The sequence below is a fragment of the Nonomuraea sp. NPDC050680 genome, from assembly GCF_040654555.1.
Classification (GTDB): domain Bacteria; phylum Actinomycetota; class Actinomycetes; order Streptosporangiales; family Streptosporangiaceae; genus Nonomuraea.
This window is the reverse complement of record NZ_JBFAIF010000036.1, coordinates 59,156-75,671: the sequence shown is the minus strand read 5'-3', so window position 1 is coordinate 75,671 and position 16,516 is coordinate 59,156. Positions and strand designations below refer to the sequence as shown.

General features: G+C 70.1%; 14 protein-coding genes and 1 pseudogene. 7 read left to right on the top strand and 8 right to left on the bottom strand.

Annotation, left to right across the window (positions count from 1 at the left end; genetic code table 11):
• Positions 1–100: 100 nt before the first annotated feature.
• Both AB0H88_RS50610 and AB0H88_RS50605 read right to left on the bottom strand, forming a co-directional pair.
• Entirely contained in the window at positions 101–625 is a 525-nt protein-coding gene (locus AB0H88_RS50610; protein ID WP_357657157.1) for a hypothetical protein, read from the bottom strand.
• A gap of 21 nt (positions 626–646) precedes the next feature.
• Positions 647–1,708, bottom strand: coding sequence for a lytic polysaccharide monooxygenase (locus AB0H88_RS50605; RefSeq protein ID WP_357657155.1), 1,062 nt, complete (start codon positions 1,706–1,708; stop codon positions 647–649).
• Positions 1,709–1,966: 258 nt separating this feature from the next.
• Here AB0H88_RS50605 and AB0H88_RS50600 point away from each other — a divergent pair, with 258 nt between their 5' ends.
• A complete protein-coding gene (locus AB0H88_RS50600; RefSeq protein WP_357657154.1) occupies positions 1,967–3,352 on the top strand; it encodes a cellulose binding domain-containing protein in 1,386 nt (461 codons plus the stop codon).
• 107 nt (positions 3,353–3,459) lie between these two features.
• On the opposite strand, the gene AB0H88_RS50595 is transcribed toward AB0H88_RS50600, so the two are convergent.
• The 3 genes from AB0H88_RS50595 to AB0H88_RS50585 all read right to left on the bottom strand — a co-directional run bounded on the left by AB0H88_RS50595 (position 3,460) and on the right by AB0H88_RS50585 (position 8,173).
• The gene (locus AB0H88_RS50595) at positions 3,460–4,929 is read right to left on the bottom strand and encodes a protein kinase (protein ID WP_357657152.1); all 1,470 of its coding nucleotides are present in this window, start codon (positions 4,927–4,929) and stop codon (positions 3,460–3,462) included.
• Positions 4,916–5,887: a LacI family DNA-binding transcriptional regulator gene (locus tag AB0H88_RS50590; protein ID WP_357657150.1), complete on the bottom strand. Its 972-nt coding sequence runs from the start codon at positions 5,885–5,887 to the stop codon at positions 4,916–4,918. Before AB0H88_RS50590 ends, AB0H88_RS50595 begins: the two co-directional genes overlap by 14 nt.
• A 141-nt stretch (positions 5,888–6,028) precedes the next feature.
• Entirely contained in the window at positions 6,029–8,173 is a 2,145-nt protein-coding gene (locus AB0H88_RS50585; protein ID WP_357657148.1) for a transglycosylase domain-containing protein, read from the bottom strand.
• 61 nt (positions 8,174–8,234) lie between these two features.
• On the opposite strand from AB0H88_RS50585, the gene AB0H88_RS50580 reads away from it, so the two are divergent.
• From AB0H88_RS50580 to AB0H88_RS50570, 3 genes are all read left to right on the top strand, one after another.
• Positions 8,235–8,915, top strand: coding sequence for a WHG domain-containing protein (locus AB0H88_RS50580; protein WP_357657146.1), 681 nt, complete (start codon positions 8,235–8,237; stop codon positions 8,913–8,915).
• Positions 8,916–9,140: 225 nt separating this feature from the next.
• Entirely contained in the window at positions 9,141–10,022 is an 882-nt protein-coding gene (gene folP / locus AB0H88_RS50575) for a dihydropteroate synthase (protein ID WP_357657144.1), read from the top strand.
• Positions 10,023–10,037: 15 nt separating this feature from the next.
• On the top strand, positions 10,038–10,442 hold the full coding sequence (locus AB0H88_RS50570; RefSeq protein ID WP_357657142.1) for a DUF1992 domain-containing protein: 405 nt from the start codon (positions 10,038–10,040) through the stop codon (positions 10,440–10,442).
• 21 nt (positions 10,443–10,463) lie between these two features.
• On the opposite strand, the gene AB0H88_RS50565 is transcribed toward AB0H88_RS50570, so the two are convergent.
• Positions 10,464–11,636 carry a glycosyltransferase family 4 protein gene (locus AB0H88_RS50565; protein WP_357657141.1) on the bottom strand — a complete coding sequence of 391 codons (1,173 nt, stop codon included), beginning with the start codon at positions 11,634–11,636 and terminating at the stop codon, positions 10,464–10,466.
• A complete protein-coding gene (locus tag AB0H88_RS50560; protein ID WP_357657140.1) occupies positions 11,633–12,463 on the bottom strand; it encodes a sulfotransferase in 831 nt (276 codons plus the stop codon). Before AB0H88_RS50560 ends, AB0H88_RS50565 begins: the two co-directional genes overlap by 4 nt.
• Positions 12,464–12,650: 187 nt before the next feature.
• Between AB0H88_RS50560 and AB0H88_RS50555 the strand changes: the two genes are divergently transcribed.
• Positions 12,651–13,748 carry a sialidase family protein gene (locus AB0H88_RS50555; protein ID WP_357657138.1) on the top strand — a complete coding sequence of 366 codons (1,098 nt, stop codon included), beginning with the start codon at positions 12,651–12,653 and terminating at the stop codon, positions 13,746–13,748.
• On the opposite strand, the gene AB0H88_RS50550 is transcribed toward AB0H88_RS50555, so the two are convergent.
• Positions 13,741–14,586 carry an alpha/beta hydrolase gene (locus AB0H88_RS50550; protein WP_357657136.1) on the bottom strand — a complete coding sequence of 282 codons (846 nt, stop codon included), beginning with the start codon at positions 14,584–14,586 and terminating at the stop codon, positions 13,741–13,743. The two genes, AB0H88_RS50555 and AB0H88_RS50550, sit on opposite strands and share 8 nt — an antisense overlap.
• Before the next feature lie 198 nt (positions 14,587–14,784).
• Between AB0H88_RS50550 and AB0H88_RS50545 the strand changes: the two are divergent.
• Together AB0H88_RS50545 and AB0H88_RS50540 are read left to right on the top strand one after the other, a co-directional pair.
• Positions 14,785–14,934 (top strand): annotated as a pseudogene (locus AB0H88_RS50545) (IclR family transcriptional regulator C-terminal domain-containing protein); the annotation flags it as partial.
• Positions 14,935–15,196: 262 nt separating this feature from the next.
• Positions 15,197–16,342 (top strand): esterase-like activity of phytase family protein, encoded by a 1,146-nt coding sequence (locus AB0H88_RS50540; protein ID WP_357657134.1) that lies wholly within the window; start codon positions 15,197–15,199, stop codon positions 16,340–16,342.
• Positions 16,343–16,516: the final 174 nt, after the last annotated feature.

Sequence of the window (16,516 nt, the reverse complement as noted above, 5' to 3'; positions counted from 1 at the left end):
CTCTTCCTGGAAACCACCCCCCGGGGTGGGGTGGCCGGCGGCGGGCCGCGAGACCTCCCCCTCCGGCCGGCCGCGTCCGCATGCCCTCATCGGGCGCCACTCATCGGGCCGTCACCAGGGCGAACCTCTGGCGAGCCGCCTCGATCGCGTCCTGGTCGGCGAACTCGCCGAACGCCTCCTCCTGATACCGCTGGGGTATCAGCTGCCGGACCCGCTCGGGATAACCGGCGCCCGGCGTGGGCACCCGTACCAGAGGAGGATCGCCGAGCCGGACGGCGATCGGGCCCGAGGCGCGCACCGAGACGGCCCATCCGGCGCCCGGACCGGTGATGGCGCACATGTGGCGGGCATAGACCCACTTCACCTGGGCCATCGTGGTCGCGGTCGGCGGGTCGAAGCCGAACGGGTCGACCGCGCACACGACCCGGCCGGCCTGCTCGCCGAACTCGTGCCCGTGGTCGTGGTGCTCGGCCGGTGTGGATCTCTCAAGGATGTCCGTGACCTGGGTGGCGAGCTGATCGCGCAGGTCCGATCGCCCCGCCTGGTGCAGGCCTGCGAACAGCGCGGCACCGGCGACGGGGATCAGGGCCACGACGGCGATCGCCGCGGCCCTTCTGGTCCTCACCTCTTCAAGAATGCGCATGACCTACGGGCTGGTGCAGGTCAGCGTGGGTGCGGGGCTGGGGACGGTGCCCGTGGCGTTGAACCCGAACGAGGTGGACGCGTTCGCCGCGAGCTGCCCGTTGTAGGAGGCGTTCGTGACGCTGGCGTTGGGCGGCTGTGCGCTCAGCACGCCGTTCCATGGCGATCCGTCGATGCCCTGCCCGCTGCTGAAGGTCCACTTGACCGTCCAGCCGTTGAGCGCGGCGGTGCCGTTGTTCTTGACCGTCACATCGGCCTGGAAGTGTCCCGGCCAGCCGGGGTTCTCAGTGGCGTGCCAGGTGGCGGAGCAGGCGCCGGGCGTCGGGGGAGTGGGGGTGATGGTGGGGTCGGGCGTGCTGCCGCCGCCGGGTCCGACGCCGGTGACCTCGCCGTTGCCGCCGTCGAAGACGACGTCGGAGCAGCTGAAGAAGTTCTCGGCGCTGTCGGAGCGGATCCAGTCGACGTAGATCATGTGCCGACCGCTCTTGCCGGACGGGAGCTGGACGTTCCAGTAGTAGTAGTTGAGCGCGCCGGGCCCACCGGTGGCCGGCGGGTTGGTGACGCTGCCGAACGACTCGAGGTCGGACCACTTGAGCGGGGCGTTCGGGTTCCAGCCGTTCTTGGTGACGTAGTAGACGAACGTGCCGGGGTGCTGGGCCCAGTTGCTGTGCCACATCTGGATGTTCGCGCCCGAGGTCAGGTGGGTCTGCGGCCAGTCGGAGCGGACGGCGTTGTAGGCGGTGAAGTCGTACGGGCCGCCGGTGCCGCCGCTGCAGAGCTGCCCGTCGGGGATGTAGCCGCTGGTGCGGCCGCCGGCGTCGGAGCGCAGGACGGCGAACCAGTTGTACAGCGGCGTGGCGCCGCTCTGCGCGACGGCCGCCGCGCAAGCGGGGTTGTAGGGGATGATCTGCCCGTTGTCCCGCAGACCGTCCTTCCAGCACAGGTAGGTACGGGCACCGGGGAACATCGTGACGCCATGCGCCTGCGCCTGGGGAGCCACCAGGGCGGAGGCGAGCATTGTCGCCACCAGAGCGGCGGCGAAGGCCACCGACCGGATGAATCTCATGGGGATTCCCTTGTTCGTGCGACAGAGATCCCGCCCACGACCTGCCCGCCCGGCAGCTAGACGGATTGAACCACGCGCCGACCCGGCCGACAACGCGGCGTGAAACTTTCACCCCGTCCCGGTCAGGGTTTGCCTGGTCGCTCGCCTCGCTGCGGGCGATGGCACGGGCGAGTGCTTGCCGGGGACAGTGTCGGCCGAGATGCTGCGTTGTGGGAGCGCTCCCACAACTCCTTGTCAGAGAAGCGGGAGCAACATGCCATGAGGCGCGTGCACATCAACCTGATCATTGCGGCGATCGGCTCGATCCTCGCCGCGGGACTGTTCGCCGTTCCGGCCCAAGCCGCCCCGGTGATCTGCGGGAAGGTGGACTCCACCAGCATCCAGGGCAACAAATACATCGTCCAGAACAACATCTGGGGAGCCGACACGGCGCAGTGCATCGACGTCAACCAGGCCGCCGCCGGCTTCACGATCACCCAGGCGGCGCACAACAAGCCGACCAACGGCGCACCCGCCTCCTACCCGTCGATCTTCGCGGGCTGCCACTACGCCCTCTGCACGGCCGGGAGCGGTCTGCCCATGCAGGCCGGCGCGAGTGGCTTCAGGAACCTGCGCACCAGCGTCAGCATGAGCTACCCGAGCGCGGGCACCTGGGACGCGGCCTATGACATCTGGTTCGACCCGACCCCACGCACCGACGGGCAGAACACCGGGGCCGAGATCATGGTCTGGCTCAACAAGCAGGGCTCCATCCAGCCGGTCGGCTCGCCCGTCGGCACGGTGAGCCTGGCGGGCGGCACCTGGCAGGTCTGGTTCGGCAACACCGGCTGGAACGTGATCTCCTACGTCCGCACCTCGGCCACGTCCTCGCTGGACTTCGCCATCGACACCTTCCTCACCGACGCGATCAGCCGCGGGTACGCCCAGCGATCGTGGTACCTCACCAGCGTGCAGGCCGGGTTCGAGCCCTGGGTCGGCGGGACGGGACTGGCCGTCAACGCGTTCTCGTACACCACCTCGGGAGGCGGCACCGACACGACGCCGCCCACCACGCCGTCCGGTCTGACGGCGTCGGGCACCACGTCGAGCGGTACGAGCCTGTCGTGGACCGCCGCCACCGACTCCGGCGGCAGCGGGCTGGCCGGGTACGACATCCTGCGGGCGACAGGCACCGGCGCCTTCGCCCAGGTCGGCACGAGCACCACCACCTCCTACGCCGACAGCGGCCTGAGCCCCGCCACGACCTACCGCTACCAGGTACGGGCGCGGGACGGCGCGAACAACCAGTCACCGGTGTCGAACACGGTCAGCGTGACCACCTCGACCGGCGGCGGGGGCGGCGGCTGCTCGGCCGTCGCGACCGTACAGAACGCCTGGAGCAACGGCTACGTCGTGCAGCCCGTGACCGTGACCAACACCGGCACCGCCGCCAAGAACGGCTGGACGGTCACCTTCACACTGCCCGCCGGTCACACCGTCACGGGCTCCTGGAACGCGAGCCTCACGGTCAGCGGGCAGACCGTGACGGCCAGGAACCTGTCACACAACGGCACCCTGGCGCCCGGCGGGAGCACCACTTTCGGCTTCCAGGCGAGCCGGCCCGACGGGAACACCCAGACGCCGTCGGGGTACGCCTGCGGCTGACCGCGCATGAGGGGTGCGGCCGCGCATGAGGGGTGCGGCTGCCGACCGCGCACGAGGGGTGCGGCCGAGGCTCATCGCGCATGAGGGGTGCGGTCCGGCCGTACCCCTCACTGGGGGCCCAGCGCGGTGGCGATCTCGTCGAGACGGGCCTGGAGCCGCGTCCGGCAGGCCGGTGTGAGGCGGCCTTCGCGCTCGCGGTCGGCCAGCTTGCGCTTCAGCGCCGCCATGCCGGGCTCGATGGGGCCGGGGGTGTCGAGCACGCCCCGCAGGACCTGCTGGAGGTCCAGCGTGACGTCGTGATCGGTGGCCCCGCACGCCCCGGCGCCGGCCAGCGTTCCGTGGAACCCGTCCACCGCCTGCCGGGCCGTACGCGCCTGGCCGGCCGACCGCTGGACGATATGGGTGGATGGCCCCCCGGTGATAGCCGGTCCCGAGGTGAGCGCCGGTTCCGCCGTGGCCAAGGGTAACGCGCTGGCGGCGGGGCTCGCGGACGGCCCGGCCGTGACGGCGCCATCGCCGGAGGCGCGCGGGGCGGCCGTGGTGCCGGCGGTATCAGCGGGCGCTCGCGTGACGGATGTGATGTCGGACGCGCGCGGTGTGGCCATGGTGCCAGGCGCGGCCGTTCGGAGCGCGGTCGTGGTGCCGGCGGGGGGCGATGGCGAGGTGGGGAGGCCGTCGATCGGGCGGTTGAGCCACAGCACCGAGGACAGCACCATCACGCTCGTCCCGGCGACGGCGAGGCCACGCCGTACCCGCCGGCCGAGCGCGGCGCCCGCGAGCGCGGTGGCCAGCGAGTCCGCGATCTCCGCCGCGGTCGGTCGCCGCGCGGGGTCGTGCGCGAGGCAGTTCCGGCACAGTGAGGCGATGCCGTGCGGCACGCCGGTCACTCGAGGCGGCGGCGAGGTGCGGTGGGCGGCCTCGATCTGCTCCCAGGTGGTCTCCGGATAGGGCGTACGGCCGGTGAGCATGGCGAACAGCAGCACCCCGAGCGCGTACACGTCGACCGCCGGATGGGTGGGGGCGCCGGCCAGCCGTTCGGGGGCGACGTAGGGCGGGGTGCCCCGGTCGTCGTCGGGGTCGCCGGAGGCGGCCGCGATCCCGAAGTCGAGCAGCTTCGGGCCGGACGCGGTGAGCAGCACGTTGTCGGCGGTGACGTCCCGATGGACCACGCCGCGGGCATGCCCGTCGCGCAGCGCCCGCGCCAGCCGCAGGGCGATCGCCGTGGCCTCGGTCCAGGGCAGCGGCCCCTCGGCGATGCGCTCGCCGAGGGTGGAGCCGTCGAGCAGCGGCATCACCACGTAGGCCGCCACCTCGCCGTCTTCCGTCACGGTCTCGCCGTAGTCGTAGATGTCGATCACGTCCGGGTGGAGGAACCGGGCGGCGGCGCGGGCCTCGCTGCGTACGCGGACCCGCTCGCCGAGCCCGGCATGGAGCGAGGCGGTCAGCACCTTGACCGCGACCAACCGGTGCAGCGACTGGTCGAAGGCCCGCCAGATCACCGACATGCCGCCGCGGGCTAGGGGATCCAGCAGCAGGTATCTGCGGGCCAGGACGTCACCCGGGTCAAGCCGACTCACGGATGACCAGTTCCGTGGGGAGGACGGGGTCGATGCCGGTCGTCCCGGCCAGGAGTAATCGGGTGGCGACCATCGCGAGCTCCTCGACCGGCTGCCGGATCGTGGTCAGGGCGGGGACGGTACGCCGGGCGACGGGCGCGTCGTCGAAGCCGATCACCGCGACGTCCGCGGGGACCCGGCGACCGGCGCGGCGCAGGGCCTGGACCGCGCCGGCGGCCATCAGGTCGGAGGCGGCGAAGACCGCGTCGAGCCCGGGGGCGTGTCGCAGCAGCCACTGCATGGCGTGCGTGCCGGAGGCGGCCGTGAAGTCGCCGTAGGCCACGGGCACCTCCGTCGCTCCGGCGCTGCGCAGCGTACGCACCAGCCCGTCGAGCCGGTCTCGCGCCCCTGGCAGGGACGGCGGGCCGCCGATGGCGGCGATCGTCCGGCGGCCCGACAGCAGCAGGTGCTCGGCGGCCTGCCGGCCGCCGTCGTGGTTGTCCACGTCCACGTACGGCAGTTTGAGGTCGTGCGGGGGGCGGCCGACGTTCCGCACCGGCACGCCCGACGTGCAGAGCTTGATGGCCAGGGGATGGCGTTCGCGGGCGCCGATGAGGAGCACCGCTCCGCCCAACTCGGGAAGCACCGACGCGGTCGGGGTCACGGTCGTCACCATGAGCTGCGTGCCGTGCTCGGCCAGTACGGCACCGGCGGCCGACAGCAACCTGGCGTAGTAGGGCTCGGAGAATAATCGGGGCAGGTGATCGCAGACCACCGCCGTGACCCCGGCGGCCGGTCCTCTGGTCCCCGATCCTCTGGGCGCGCGATGACGTACGTATCCCATGCGGGACACCGCGTCGTAGACCTGCCGTCGGGTCGAGGTGCTGACCCGTACGGAGCCGGTGAGGACCCTGGACGCGGTCGCGGGTGATACCCCCGCTTCGGCCGCTACCTGTGCCAATGTGGGCTGCTCAGACATGGGAGCACCTCGCGGAAAAAGATCCTGGGAGCGCTCCCACGTTACCAATGTTTCGCCGCTGTTAACAGGGCGATTTGACAGTGTTGTCAGCACGAGACCCGCGAGCACGGCGTGCGCGCGGGCCTCGGAAGGATGTATCGGCTAGTTGGGGAGCGTGTTGTCGATGATGGGGTCTTCGGTGTCGGTGTTGGTGTCGGTGTTGTCGTCCGGCGTCGTCCGTACGGGAGCACAGCCCTGACCGCAGCCGCCGAAGCGGGCGGAGTTGATCGGCTGGAACGAGGTGGGCTCGATGTCCTTCAGCGCCGCCAGCATGGTGTCCTTCCAGATCGGCCCCGGCACGCTCGCGCCGAACACCGAGCCGAAGTAGCGGCCGCCGATGGTGATGTTGTTGAGCTTGTGTTCCTGGGCGCCCCGGATGTCGCCGATGCTCACCGCGCCGGCCAGGTCGGGCGTGAACCCGGCGAACCAGGCGGTGGCCTGGTTGTCGGTGGTGCCGGTCTTGCCCGCGGCGTCCCGGCCGATGCCGCCGACGCCCCGCATCGTGCCCTTGGTGAACACCCCGCTCAGGACGTTCGCCGTGGCGTCCGCGATCTCGGGGTCGAGCGCCTGGCGGCACTTGGGGTCGTACTTGGTGACCTTGCCGTCGCGGTCGGTGATCTGGGTGATGGCCATCGGCGCGCAGTACTTGCCGCGCGCCCCGATGGCGGCGTAGGCGTTGGCGACCGTGATCGGGTCCATCTCGTTGATGCCGAGCGTGAAGGTCTCGTATTCCTGCAGCTTGTTGCCGTCGGCCCGCTTGATGCCGAGCGACTGGGCGGTCTTGATGGTGTCACAAAGGCCGACGCGCTGCTCCAGCGTCAGGAAGAAGGTGTTGACCGAGCCCCAGGTGCCGGTCTGCAGCGACTTGAAGCCGCCGCCGCCCTCGTCGTTGCTGACGGTGTGCGTCGGGTCACCGATGTTCTCGCCCTTGCAGTTCTTGAAGGAGGAGTAGTAGGGGGCCCGGTAGCCGCTGCCGACGGTGAAGCCGTCGTTGATCTTCATGCCCTCCTTGAGGGCGGTGATCAGCGTGAACGTCTTGAAGGTCGAGCCGGGCTGGAAGCCGGTGCCGCCGCCGTGGGCCACGTCGGCCGCCACGTTGAGCGACAGTTCGTTCTTCCGCTTGGACGTGCCGTATGGCCTGCTGACCGCCATCGCCTTGATCGCCCCGGTGCCCGGCTGGATCAGGGCCTCGCTGGCGATCGGGTTGTCGGTGGCGAAGACGTGCTTCTTGATGGCCTTGTCGGCCGCCGCCTGCATCTTGGGGTCGAGCGTGGTCTTGACCTTCAGGCCGCCCCGGCTGAGCAGCGCGGTGCGGATCTTCTGCGTCTTGCCGAAGAGCGGGTTCTTGGTGATCTCGTTGCGTACGTACACGCAGAAGTACGGGTATTTGCTGGACTCGCAGCCGCCGGGCAGCGGGGTGCCCTTGTAGCCGAGCTTCTTGGCCTTGGCCGCCGCGGCCTCCTCCGGAGTGATCTTGCCGAGTTCGGCCATCCGGTTGAGTACGGTGTTGCGGCGGACCACCAGGCGATCCCGGAACTTCTTACCGAGGTTGGGGTCGGTCGCGTTGGGGTCCTGCACGGCGCCCGCCAGAGTGGCCGCCTGCGCCAGGCTGAGCTCGGAGGCGTGCACACCGAAGAACCGCAGGGCCGCGGCCTCCACCCCGTAGGCACTGGCGCCGAAGTAGGCGATGTTCAGATATTTCTCGAGGATCTGGTCCTTGGTGTACTTCTCCTCGACGGCCATCGCATAGCGCAGCTCGTTGAGCTTGCGCGCGTAGGTGGCCTCCAGCGCCTTGTTCTTGTCCTCTTCGGTGGTGGCGTTGTTGAGCAGCACCTGCTTGACGTACTGCTGGGTGATGCTGGAGCCGCCCTGCGCCACCCGGCCCGTGCCCAGGTTCTTCGCCAGAGCGCGGACCGTGCCCTCGATGTCGATCGGGCCGTGCTCGTAGAACCGGTAGTCCTCGATCGAGATGATCGACTTCTTCATGAGGTCGCCCATGTCGGCCAACGGGATGACCTTGCGGTACTGCTCGTAGAACTGCGCGATCTGGTTGCCCTTGGCGTCGAGGATCGCGGTCATCTCGGCCGGCGGCTCCTCGCGGAGGTCTGTCGCCTTGAGATTCAGCTCGGCCGAAGCGGTCTTGAACAGCGCCCCCGCGCCGCCCACGGCAGGCAGGGCGATAGCGGCCACCAGCACACCCGCAGCCGCTCCCGCTCCGGCAAGACGCGCGATACTCCTGGTGATCACGTCAGTCCCCCCTATTGGTATTAGGATTAATCCTATAGCCGTTAGGGTTCCGGGGCGGACGATGCGTAAGAGACTAACGCGGCAGACGACGATAGATGGGGCGATCGCCTATGCCGATGAACACGGCATCGACGCCCTGTCCATCAGCGCGCTGGCCCGCCATCTGGGTGTGGCCGCGCCCAGCCTGTACGTCCACCTGCCCGGCGGGCTGCGTGACCTTCGGATCGCCCTGTCCGTCAAGGGACATCGCGACCTCGCCGAACACTGCCGCCGCGCCGCCACCGGCCGGTCGGGAGCCGACGCCCTAAGGGCGCTGGCCCACGCCCAGCGAGCATACGCGCGCGAGCATCCGGCCCTGTACGCGGCCACGCACTTCGCGGTGGACGGCTTCGACGACGAAGAAGTACGCAGTGCCGCGGACGAGGCGGCGGCCGTCACCGTCGACGTCCTGGCCGTCGGCTCGCTGACCGGAGCCGCCCTGACGCACGCCGCCCGCGGCATCCGCAGCGCGGTTCAGGGGTTCTGCGCGCTGGAGTCGGCCGGGGTGTTCGCACTGCGCGTCTCGCTGGACGACAGCTTCGCCTGGCTGGTGGACGCGCTGGTGAGCAAGGCCATGGGGGCCACCGCGCTGTCAACGGGAGCCACCGCGCTGTCAACGGGAGCCACCGCGCTGTCAACGGGGGCCACCGCGCTGTCAACGGGGGCCACCGCCGTTTGGGAGAGTGGGCCTCGGCCAACTTGATGGGAGCGGCGGTGACGCCCCTCGTCGCGCGCCCCCTGCCAGGAGAGTTTGGTGTGATCAGGGGGTCTTTGTCGAGCATTTCGAAGATTCTGAAAGCGCCCGCCACCCCGTGAGCCGGACCCTGGTCGGCGTGTGACAGCCGAGGCTTGATACTGAGGAGATGGTGATAGACGCGGCGCTCGTGGCCCGGCCAAGATGGCAGCACCGTCGGCACCGGGGGACAACGTGAGCGACATCCTCTTCCCTGTCCGGCGCATCGGACGCCGCGAGTTCGACTTCGCGCGCCAGGTGGCGATCATGGCGATCGTCAACAGGACGCCCAACTCCTTCCACGACAAGGGCCGGACGTTCGAGCTCGACCGGGCCGTGGAGGCGGCGCGGGCCGCCGTCGCGGCCGGCGCCGACTGGGTGGACGTCGGCGGGTTCGCGTTCAGCGCCGACCAGGACGGCATCAGCGTCGGCGAGGAGATCGACCGGGTGGTCCCCGTCATCGGCGGGATCCGGGACGTGACGGACGCCGTCATCTCGGTCGACACCCACCGCGCCGACGTGGCGAAGGCGGCCCTGGCGGCCGGCGCCGACGTCATCAACGACACCAACGGCCTGCGCGAGCCCGGCATGGCAGCGGTCGCGGCGGAGAGCGGCGCGACCGTGATCGTGACGCACAGCCTCGGCGGCCCCGGGAAGGCGGTCGTCCGGCCGGTGTACGGCGACGTCGTGACGGAGGTCGCGGACTTCCTGCGCGAGCGGGTCCGATTCGCGCTCGACTCCGGCATCCCCGCCGAGCGGATCATCATCGACCCCGGCCACGACCTGAACAAGAACACCTTCCACTCGCTGGAGCTCATGCGCAGGCTCGACGAGATCACCTCGATCGGCTACCCGACCCTGGTCGCCCTGTCGAACAAGGACTTCATCGGCGAGACCCTCGATCGCCCGCAGCGCGAGCGGGCGGAGGGCACGATCGCCGCGAACGTGACCGCCGTCCTGAAGGGCGCCCGGATCCTCCGCGTGCACGACGTGCCCACTACGGTCGCGGCCGTACGGATGACCGAAGCCATGCTCGGCTGGAGAGCGCCGATCGCGCCCCGGCATAATCTTGGTTGAGGAAAGGGGCCGCGGATGACAGAGCGCAAACCGGGTGGGATGAGCTTCGAGTCATGGATCGACCGGCAGATCCGTGAGGCGACCGAGCGCGGCGAGTTCGACAATCTGCCTGGCTCCGGCAAACCCATCCCCGACCTCGACAAGCCTTACGACGAGATGTGGTGGATCAAGCAGAAGGTCCGCAGCGAGGGGCTGTCGATGCCGCTGCCGCCGACGCTCGCCCTGCGCAAGGACGCGCAGGAGGCGCGCGCCGAGGCCGTGGGAGCCAGGTCGGAGACCGAGGCGCGGCGGATCATCGAGGAGATCAATGCGCGGATCCGCGAGGCGATCAGGACCGGGCTGCAGGGCCCGCCGCTCAACCTGATGCCCTACGACGTCGAGCGCGTCGTCTCCGAGTGGCGCGACCGCCAGGGCCGCTAGCGGGTCGAACAGCTGTACCCGCTAGCGGGTCCAATAGCTGTCGATGATGGGCTCGCGGCTGAGCAGTTCCGCGAACAGGTCCTCCCACAGCGGCATCACCGAGTCGGGGTGGTAGTTCGCGGCCGTCCGCTTGGCCGCCGCCCCCATCCGGGTCCGCAGCGCCTTGTCGGACATCAGCTGGTCGAGCGCGTCCGCCAGCCCGGCGACGTCCCCGGGCGGCACCAGCAGCCCCTCCTTGCCCGGGGTGAGCACGTCCGCTGGGCCGGTGGGGCAGTCGAACGCGGCGATCGGCAACCCCTGCCCCATCGCCTCGATCATCACCATCGGCAGCCCCTCGAAGCGGGAGGAGAGCGCATAGATCGACGCCCCGGCCAGCTTCTCCTCCAGGCGGTCCGTACGGCCCATCAACTGCACCCGGTCCTCCAGACCGAGCTTGGCGATGAGCGCGGTGAGCTCGGCCTTCCGGGGGCCGCCGCCGTACACGCGCAGCCGCCAGTCGGGATGCCGCCGCGCCGCCTGCTGGAACGCCGGGATGAGCAGGTCGAAGCCCTTCTGCTTGACCAGCCGTCCGGCCGCCACCACGACCGGGTTCACCTGCTTGGAGACCGGCCCCGACCCGTGCAGCGCGTTGGGGATGCGCACGATGGGCGTGCCGGGCAGCAGGATGCGGTATTCGACCTGGTTCTTCGTGGTCAGCACGACGACCGCGTCGAAGCGGCCGTAGTGGCGGGCGATCTCCCGCGTGATCGTCTCGGGGTAGGCGCCCACGTTCATGTGGTCCTGGGCGACGCAGACGACACTCTTGGGAGTACGGCGGGCGGCGATCAGGTTGAGCGCGGGCCGGGTCGTGACCAGGATGCCGCCTTCGAGGCGCGAGACGTAGTCGATGACCGCCTTCTCCACCCGCTCGGTGAAGTAGTCGGCGGCGAACTCCCCGAAGGGCACGATCTTGCCGCGCATCCTCCGCCACAGCTTGCGGCCCAGCGAATCGACCGGCACGCCGCTGCGCTGGTCGGCCAGCGGAACCAGCGTCACGCGGGGATCGATGGCGAACTGTGGCTTGTCGCGCCGTCGTACGGCACTGGCGATCTCCACCTCGTGACCGAGCGCGACCATCGCGTTGGCCTGGTTGATGACGGTGCGGATCGTCCCGCCCTGCCCGTAGGCATGCAGCAGCAGATATCGGATCTTCATGAGTATCCCCAGCTCCGGCACATGTCCCGGAGCGTCTCGGGCACCTCCTCAGGTGTGGGAAGTTCGCGGCCCGGCTGCACGCTGCCGGAGCGGATCTTGTCTCGCCAGTCGCCGAGGCCCTTCGTGAGCACGTCGGGCCGGCCGTACGCGAGCATCTCCCGCTCCCAGGGGACGCCCAGGAACTCGCAGACGGCTCTCGTCTGGCGCTCGGGGTCCGCGGTCAGGTCCTCGTAGCGCACGGTCAGGCCGGTGTGCGCCTTCCTGGCCCGCTGGACCGCCTTCATGTAGCGCAGCGCGTCGGCGGCGGCCGCTTCGCGGTCGCGCTTGTCCGGGGCGGCCTCGTGCCAGGAGGCGGCGATGGAGGCCGGGTGGCGCAGCAGGAAGACGAAGCGCGCGTCGGGCCAGCAGGTGGCGATGCGCTGGTGGGCGAAGGCGTTGGCCGGGGTCTTGTCCACGATGTGCCGCTTGCCGCTGCGGACCAGCTCGCGGTGGAGCACCCGGTCCCAGAGCAGGTGCTCCAGATCGGCCCGGTTGTGGCCGAGCGCCGCCATCGACCGTTCCGCCAGTGATGTCCCGAACTCGACCGCGAGCCTGCGCACATGCAGCTCGTGCGGGGCGTGGACCAGGGAGTGGGCGTCGAGCATCGCGCGCAGCAGGGTGGAGCCCGATCTGACGGGCGACAGGATGAACACCGGCTCGCTCAACAGCCTGTCGGCGGGGTCGGCCGGCGGCTTTGCGGGGCTCTCCGGAGCCGCCTTGCTGACCCGCGAGAACTGGACGCCGGCATATTTGCCGAGCGCCTTGTTGATCTTGTGCTGCCAGGTCATGCGCTTGGAGGTTACCCAGCGTTCCTGGCAATTGGCTGGCAGCGGACACTCGGCGCGGGTCAGGTGAAGCGGGAGTTAACGCCGGTGCAGCAGTGGATGATCGCCTGCGGGCGGGCAAGTGAGCGGGCCCGGCGACCGTACGTACGCGCCATAGGGTCGCATCCGCAGACGGACGAGGAGGAACCCGATGGCGCACGGCTACCCCACATCGGTGCCCTACCGGGCGGGCACCGACGGTTACCACACCTTCCGCATCCCGGCGGCGGTGGTGACCAAGGCCGGCACGATCCTGGCCTTCGCCGAGGGGCGGCACGGCTCGGCCGGCGACTCGGGCCACATCGACATCGTGCTAGGGAGGTCGACCGACGGCGGTGCCACGTGGGACGGGCCGCGCGTGGTCGCCTCCGAACCGCACAAGGGCACCGCGGGCAACCCGGCCCCCGTGGTGACCCGCGACGGCCGGATCGTCCTGGTGTACGTGCGCAACGGCCCCGCCGCCACCGAGGACAAGATCAGGCGCGGCCAGGTCGCCGCCGCCGACGGCCGCCGCGTGTACGTGCAGTCGAGCGATGACGACGGCGTCACCTGGTCGGCGCCCCGCGAGATCACCGCCGGCACGAAGCGGCCCGAGTGGCGCTGGTACGCCACCGGCCCCGGCCACGCGGTCGAGCTGCGGCAGGGGCCGCACGCGGGCCGCCTCGTCGTCCCCGCCAACCACTCGGTGCCCCCGACCGGCCACGACAACGGCACGGAGGGCAAGTACAACGGCGGCCACTGCCTGCTGAGCGACGACGGCGGCACCTCGTGGCGCATCGGGTACGTCGACGGCAACCCCGACGGTTACCTCAACATCAACGAGTCCACGGCCACCGAGCTGCCGGACGGCCGCCTCTACGTCAACTCCCGCACCGACTCCACCGCTCCCGGCAACCGGGCCGACGCCTACTCGGCCGACGGGGGGCAGACGCTCGAAACGCCGTTCCGCCCGCAGGCCGATCTGGTCTGCCCGGTCGTGGAGGGCAGCGTGCTGCAGTGCGACGCGCCGGACGTCCTGCTGTTCTCCGCCCCCGGGGCGCCCGACGCCAGGGCGGTGATGACCGTACGGGCCAGCGCGGACGGCGGCGTCACGTGGCGGCCCGTGCACACGGTCTCGGGTCTGCCCGCGGCCTACTCGGACCTGGTCAGGGTGGACGCGGACACGGTCGGGCTGCTGTACGAGACGGGTGACACCAGCGCCTACTCCACCATCGCCTTCCGCCGCGTCCCCATCGCCGAGCTCACCTGATCCGGCTCTCGAGCCAGGGCCGCAGGATCGGCAGGACGTTGGCGACCTGCATCGCCCGTATGTGGTCGAGGCCGTCGAGCACGCGCACCTCCCAGCCGAACGATTCGAGCTCGGCCCGCCGGTTCACCATCGGCCCGGCGATGTCCACATCCACGCCGCCCCACCGCTCGCCGTACTCGATCTTGTCGGCCGAGCCCGCGAAGCACAGACGGGGGCAGCTCAGGCTCGCCTGCGCCGCCCGGTCGTCGAAATCCTGCAGACCCTCGTAGAGGGTGACGAACTGCCTGGTCTGGGCCTCCGTCATGGTGACCTCCGCGGAGTCCCAGTCGTACTCGTCGGCCTTGCGCTCCGTCTTCTGCGGAGCGGGGTCCTGGCCGGACATCTCGTAGGTGGCCATGGTCACGCTGAGCATCTCCGCGTACGGCCCGTCGAGCGGCGGGTAGCCGCCCATGACGAGCGCCGACAGCCGGTCGGTCCTGATCGCCAGCTGCAGCCCGCTGAGCGCGAGCCACGAGTAGCCGTAGTAGGCGAACCGGGCGGCGTCCACGGCGTCGGCGATGGCGAGCAGGTCGGCGGCGATGTTGGCCGGGGTCAGCGTGTCCGGCTTGGGGGTGGCCAGGACGTGGCCCTCGTAGTCGAAGGCGACGACTCTGAACGCGTCCGACAGCCCGTCGATGAGGTTGCGGCCGAGCGCCGGGTCGACGCCCCATTTGCGCATCTCGTCGGCCTTGGTGCCTTCGATCGGCACCGGGTTGACCGGCAGCAGCACTGTCGGGCCCTGGCCGTGCACCTCCAGGTTGATCGTGCTTCCGTCGTGCAGTTTCGCCTCGTTCATCATGAGCCTCCCGCTAACTCCATACGCTGTAAACCAATCATCCACACAATAGCTTATGCTGTAAAGAGTTAGGGACCGACTAGGCAAGTTTCCGCACCTGCGCACGCGGGTGCGCCCGATGCGGCTGGGCCAAGCTGGCCACCCACCTGGACCAGGTCCGGCAGCGCCGCTACGCGCTCGACATGGAGGAGAAACGAACCCGGTGTGCGCCGCGTGGCCGCCCCGATCTTCCTGGGGCGGACGGCTCCCGTCGCCGCGGTGAGCGTGACCGCGATCAAGGACAGGATGTCACCGGCCCGGATGGAAGAGGTGGGCCACAACCTGCGGCGGGCGGTCGCGGAGCAGGGCTGAGCTCCCGAACAGGAACACGCCCGGCACCGGCAGCATCGTCAGAACCGTGCCCGCCATGATCGCCGGCCAGTTGGCCCGGTGCTGGCCCTGGAACGACGTTCATCCACGGGCACCGAGCTGGTCATCGACGGTGGGCAACTCGCCATCATGTGAGCCCTTTTCTCGCTGATCGCGGCTGAATCGCCGTCATTTTTACGCGTGGACTTTCCGAAGAATCCGCGATCTCATATCCCCGCCGGTATCGCCGAATGGGGAGAGCTGAATGCGGAGAATAGTGGGCATCACCGCGGCCGTCGCGGTCACGATCGGCCTCGCCGCCGTGCCCGCAGCCACGGCGGCGAGTGCCTCGCCGCAGCCCGTCGAGATCACCCGGTTCCTCGGCGAGCAGCGACTGCCGTACAAGATGCCTTACGCCGGCACCACGGTCGGCGGCCTGTCCGGACTCGATCGCGACCCGCTCACCGGCACCTGGTACCTCATCTCCGACGACCGTGGCCGCTACGGCCCGGCCCGCTTCTACACCGGGCGTTTCGCTTTCGACCGGACGACCGGCGCGTTCACCGGCGTGCATCTCACCGGGGTCGACAGCTTCCTGCGCCCCGACGGGAGCACCTACCCCCCGTACGGGGAGCCCGGCTCCGCCGACCCGGAGACCATCCGCTACGACCCGTGGACCGGCCGGCTGCTGTGGGGTGACGAAGGCGACCGCCCGGACGAGGGGCATCCGGACATCCCGCCGTCCGGCCTGTACGTCCACCGGGCCGACGCCCAGGGCCGGCAGGTCGGCGAGCTGCCGATGCCCGCCAACATGCGCATGACCACCACGGACAGCGGGCCCAGGCGCAACTTCGGCATCGAGGGCCTGGCCCTCACCCCGCGCACGATCACGACCGTCACCGAGGGCCCGCGTTTCGAGGATGGGGAGCCGCCGACCGTCGAGCACGGCGCGGCGGCCCGCCTCACCGTATGGAGCCGCTTCGGGAGCAAGCCGAGCGCCCAGTACGTCTACCCCATCGATCCCCTGCCCACCGCCCCTGTCCCGCCGACCGGGCACTCCGACAGCGGGGTCTCGGAGATCCTGGCGATCGACGAGCACCGGTTCCTGGCTCTGGAACGCTCCTGGCTCGAAGGTGTCGGTTACCGGGTGAAGCTGTACGAGATCGATCTGCGTGGGGCCACGAACGTGCTCGCCAGGAACAGCCTGACGACCGGCGGCTCCTACCGTCCGGTCACCAAACGCCTGGTCACCGACCTCGACGAGGTCCGGACTCCGGTACAGAACCTGGAGAGCCTGGCCTGGGGGCCGCGGCTGCGCACGGGCGAGTGCACGCTGGTGATCGGGTCCGACGACAACTTCGCCGCCGAGGAGGCGACGCAGTTCCTGGCCTTCGCCACCCGGAGCTGCTGACTCGCTTCGCAAAACACTGAAGCATCCCAGGGTTCCGCGCCCGCCATCCGGAGCTGGAGCACCTGTGGGAGTTCCACACGGTCAAGAACGGTTACCGGCTGCCCCTTGGCTCCAACCCCAAGTACATTCCGGTCATCGAGCGGGCGATGCGGCAATACCATCCCGCGGCCTACC

Bases quoted from the DNA above. Each gene is read 5' to 3' on its own strand.
- AB0H88_RS50555 (WP_357657138.1), top strand. From the start codon at position 12,651: ATGGCGCACGGCTACCCCACATCGGTGCCCTACCGGGCGGGCACCGAC.
- AB0H88_RS50590 (WP_357657150.1), bottom strand. From the start codon at position 5,887: ATGTCTGAGCAGCCCACATTGGCACAGGTAGCGGCCGAAGCGGGGGTA.
- AB0H88_RS50550 (WP_357657136.1), bottom strand. From the start codon at position 14,586: ATGATGAACGAGGCGAAACTGCACGACGGAAGCACGATCAACCTGGAG.
- AB0H88_RS50570 (WP_357657142.1), top strand. From the start codon at position 10,038: ATGACAGAGCGCAAACCGGGTGGGATGAGCTTCGAGTCATGGATCGAC.
- AB0H88_RS50565 (WP_357657141.1), bottom strand. From the start codon at position 11,636: ATGAAGATCCGATATCTGCTGCTGCATGCCTACGGGCAGGGCGGGACG.
- AB0H88_RS50580 (WP_357657146.1), top strand. From the start codon at position 8,235: ATGCGTAAGAGACTAACGCGGCAGACGACGATAGATGGGGCGATCGCC.
- AB0H88_RS50600 (WP_357657154.1), top strand. From the start codon at position 1,967: ATGAGGCGCGTGCACATCAACCTGATCATTGCGGCGATCGGCTCGATC.
- AB0H88_RS50605 (WP_357657155.1), bottom strand. From the start codon at position 1,708: ATGAGATTCATCCGGTCGGTGGCCTTCGCCGCCGCTCTGGTGGCGACA.
- AB0H88_RS50560 (WP_357657140.1), bottom strand. From the start codon at position 12,463: ATGACCTGGCAGCACAAGATCAACAAGGCGCTCGGCAAATATGCCGGC.
- AB0H88_RS50540 (WP_357657134.1), top strand. From the start codon at position 15,197: ATGCGGAGAATAGTGGGCATCACCGCGGCCGTCGCGGTCACGATCGGC.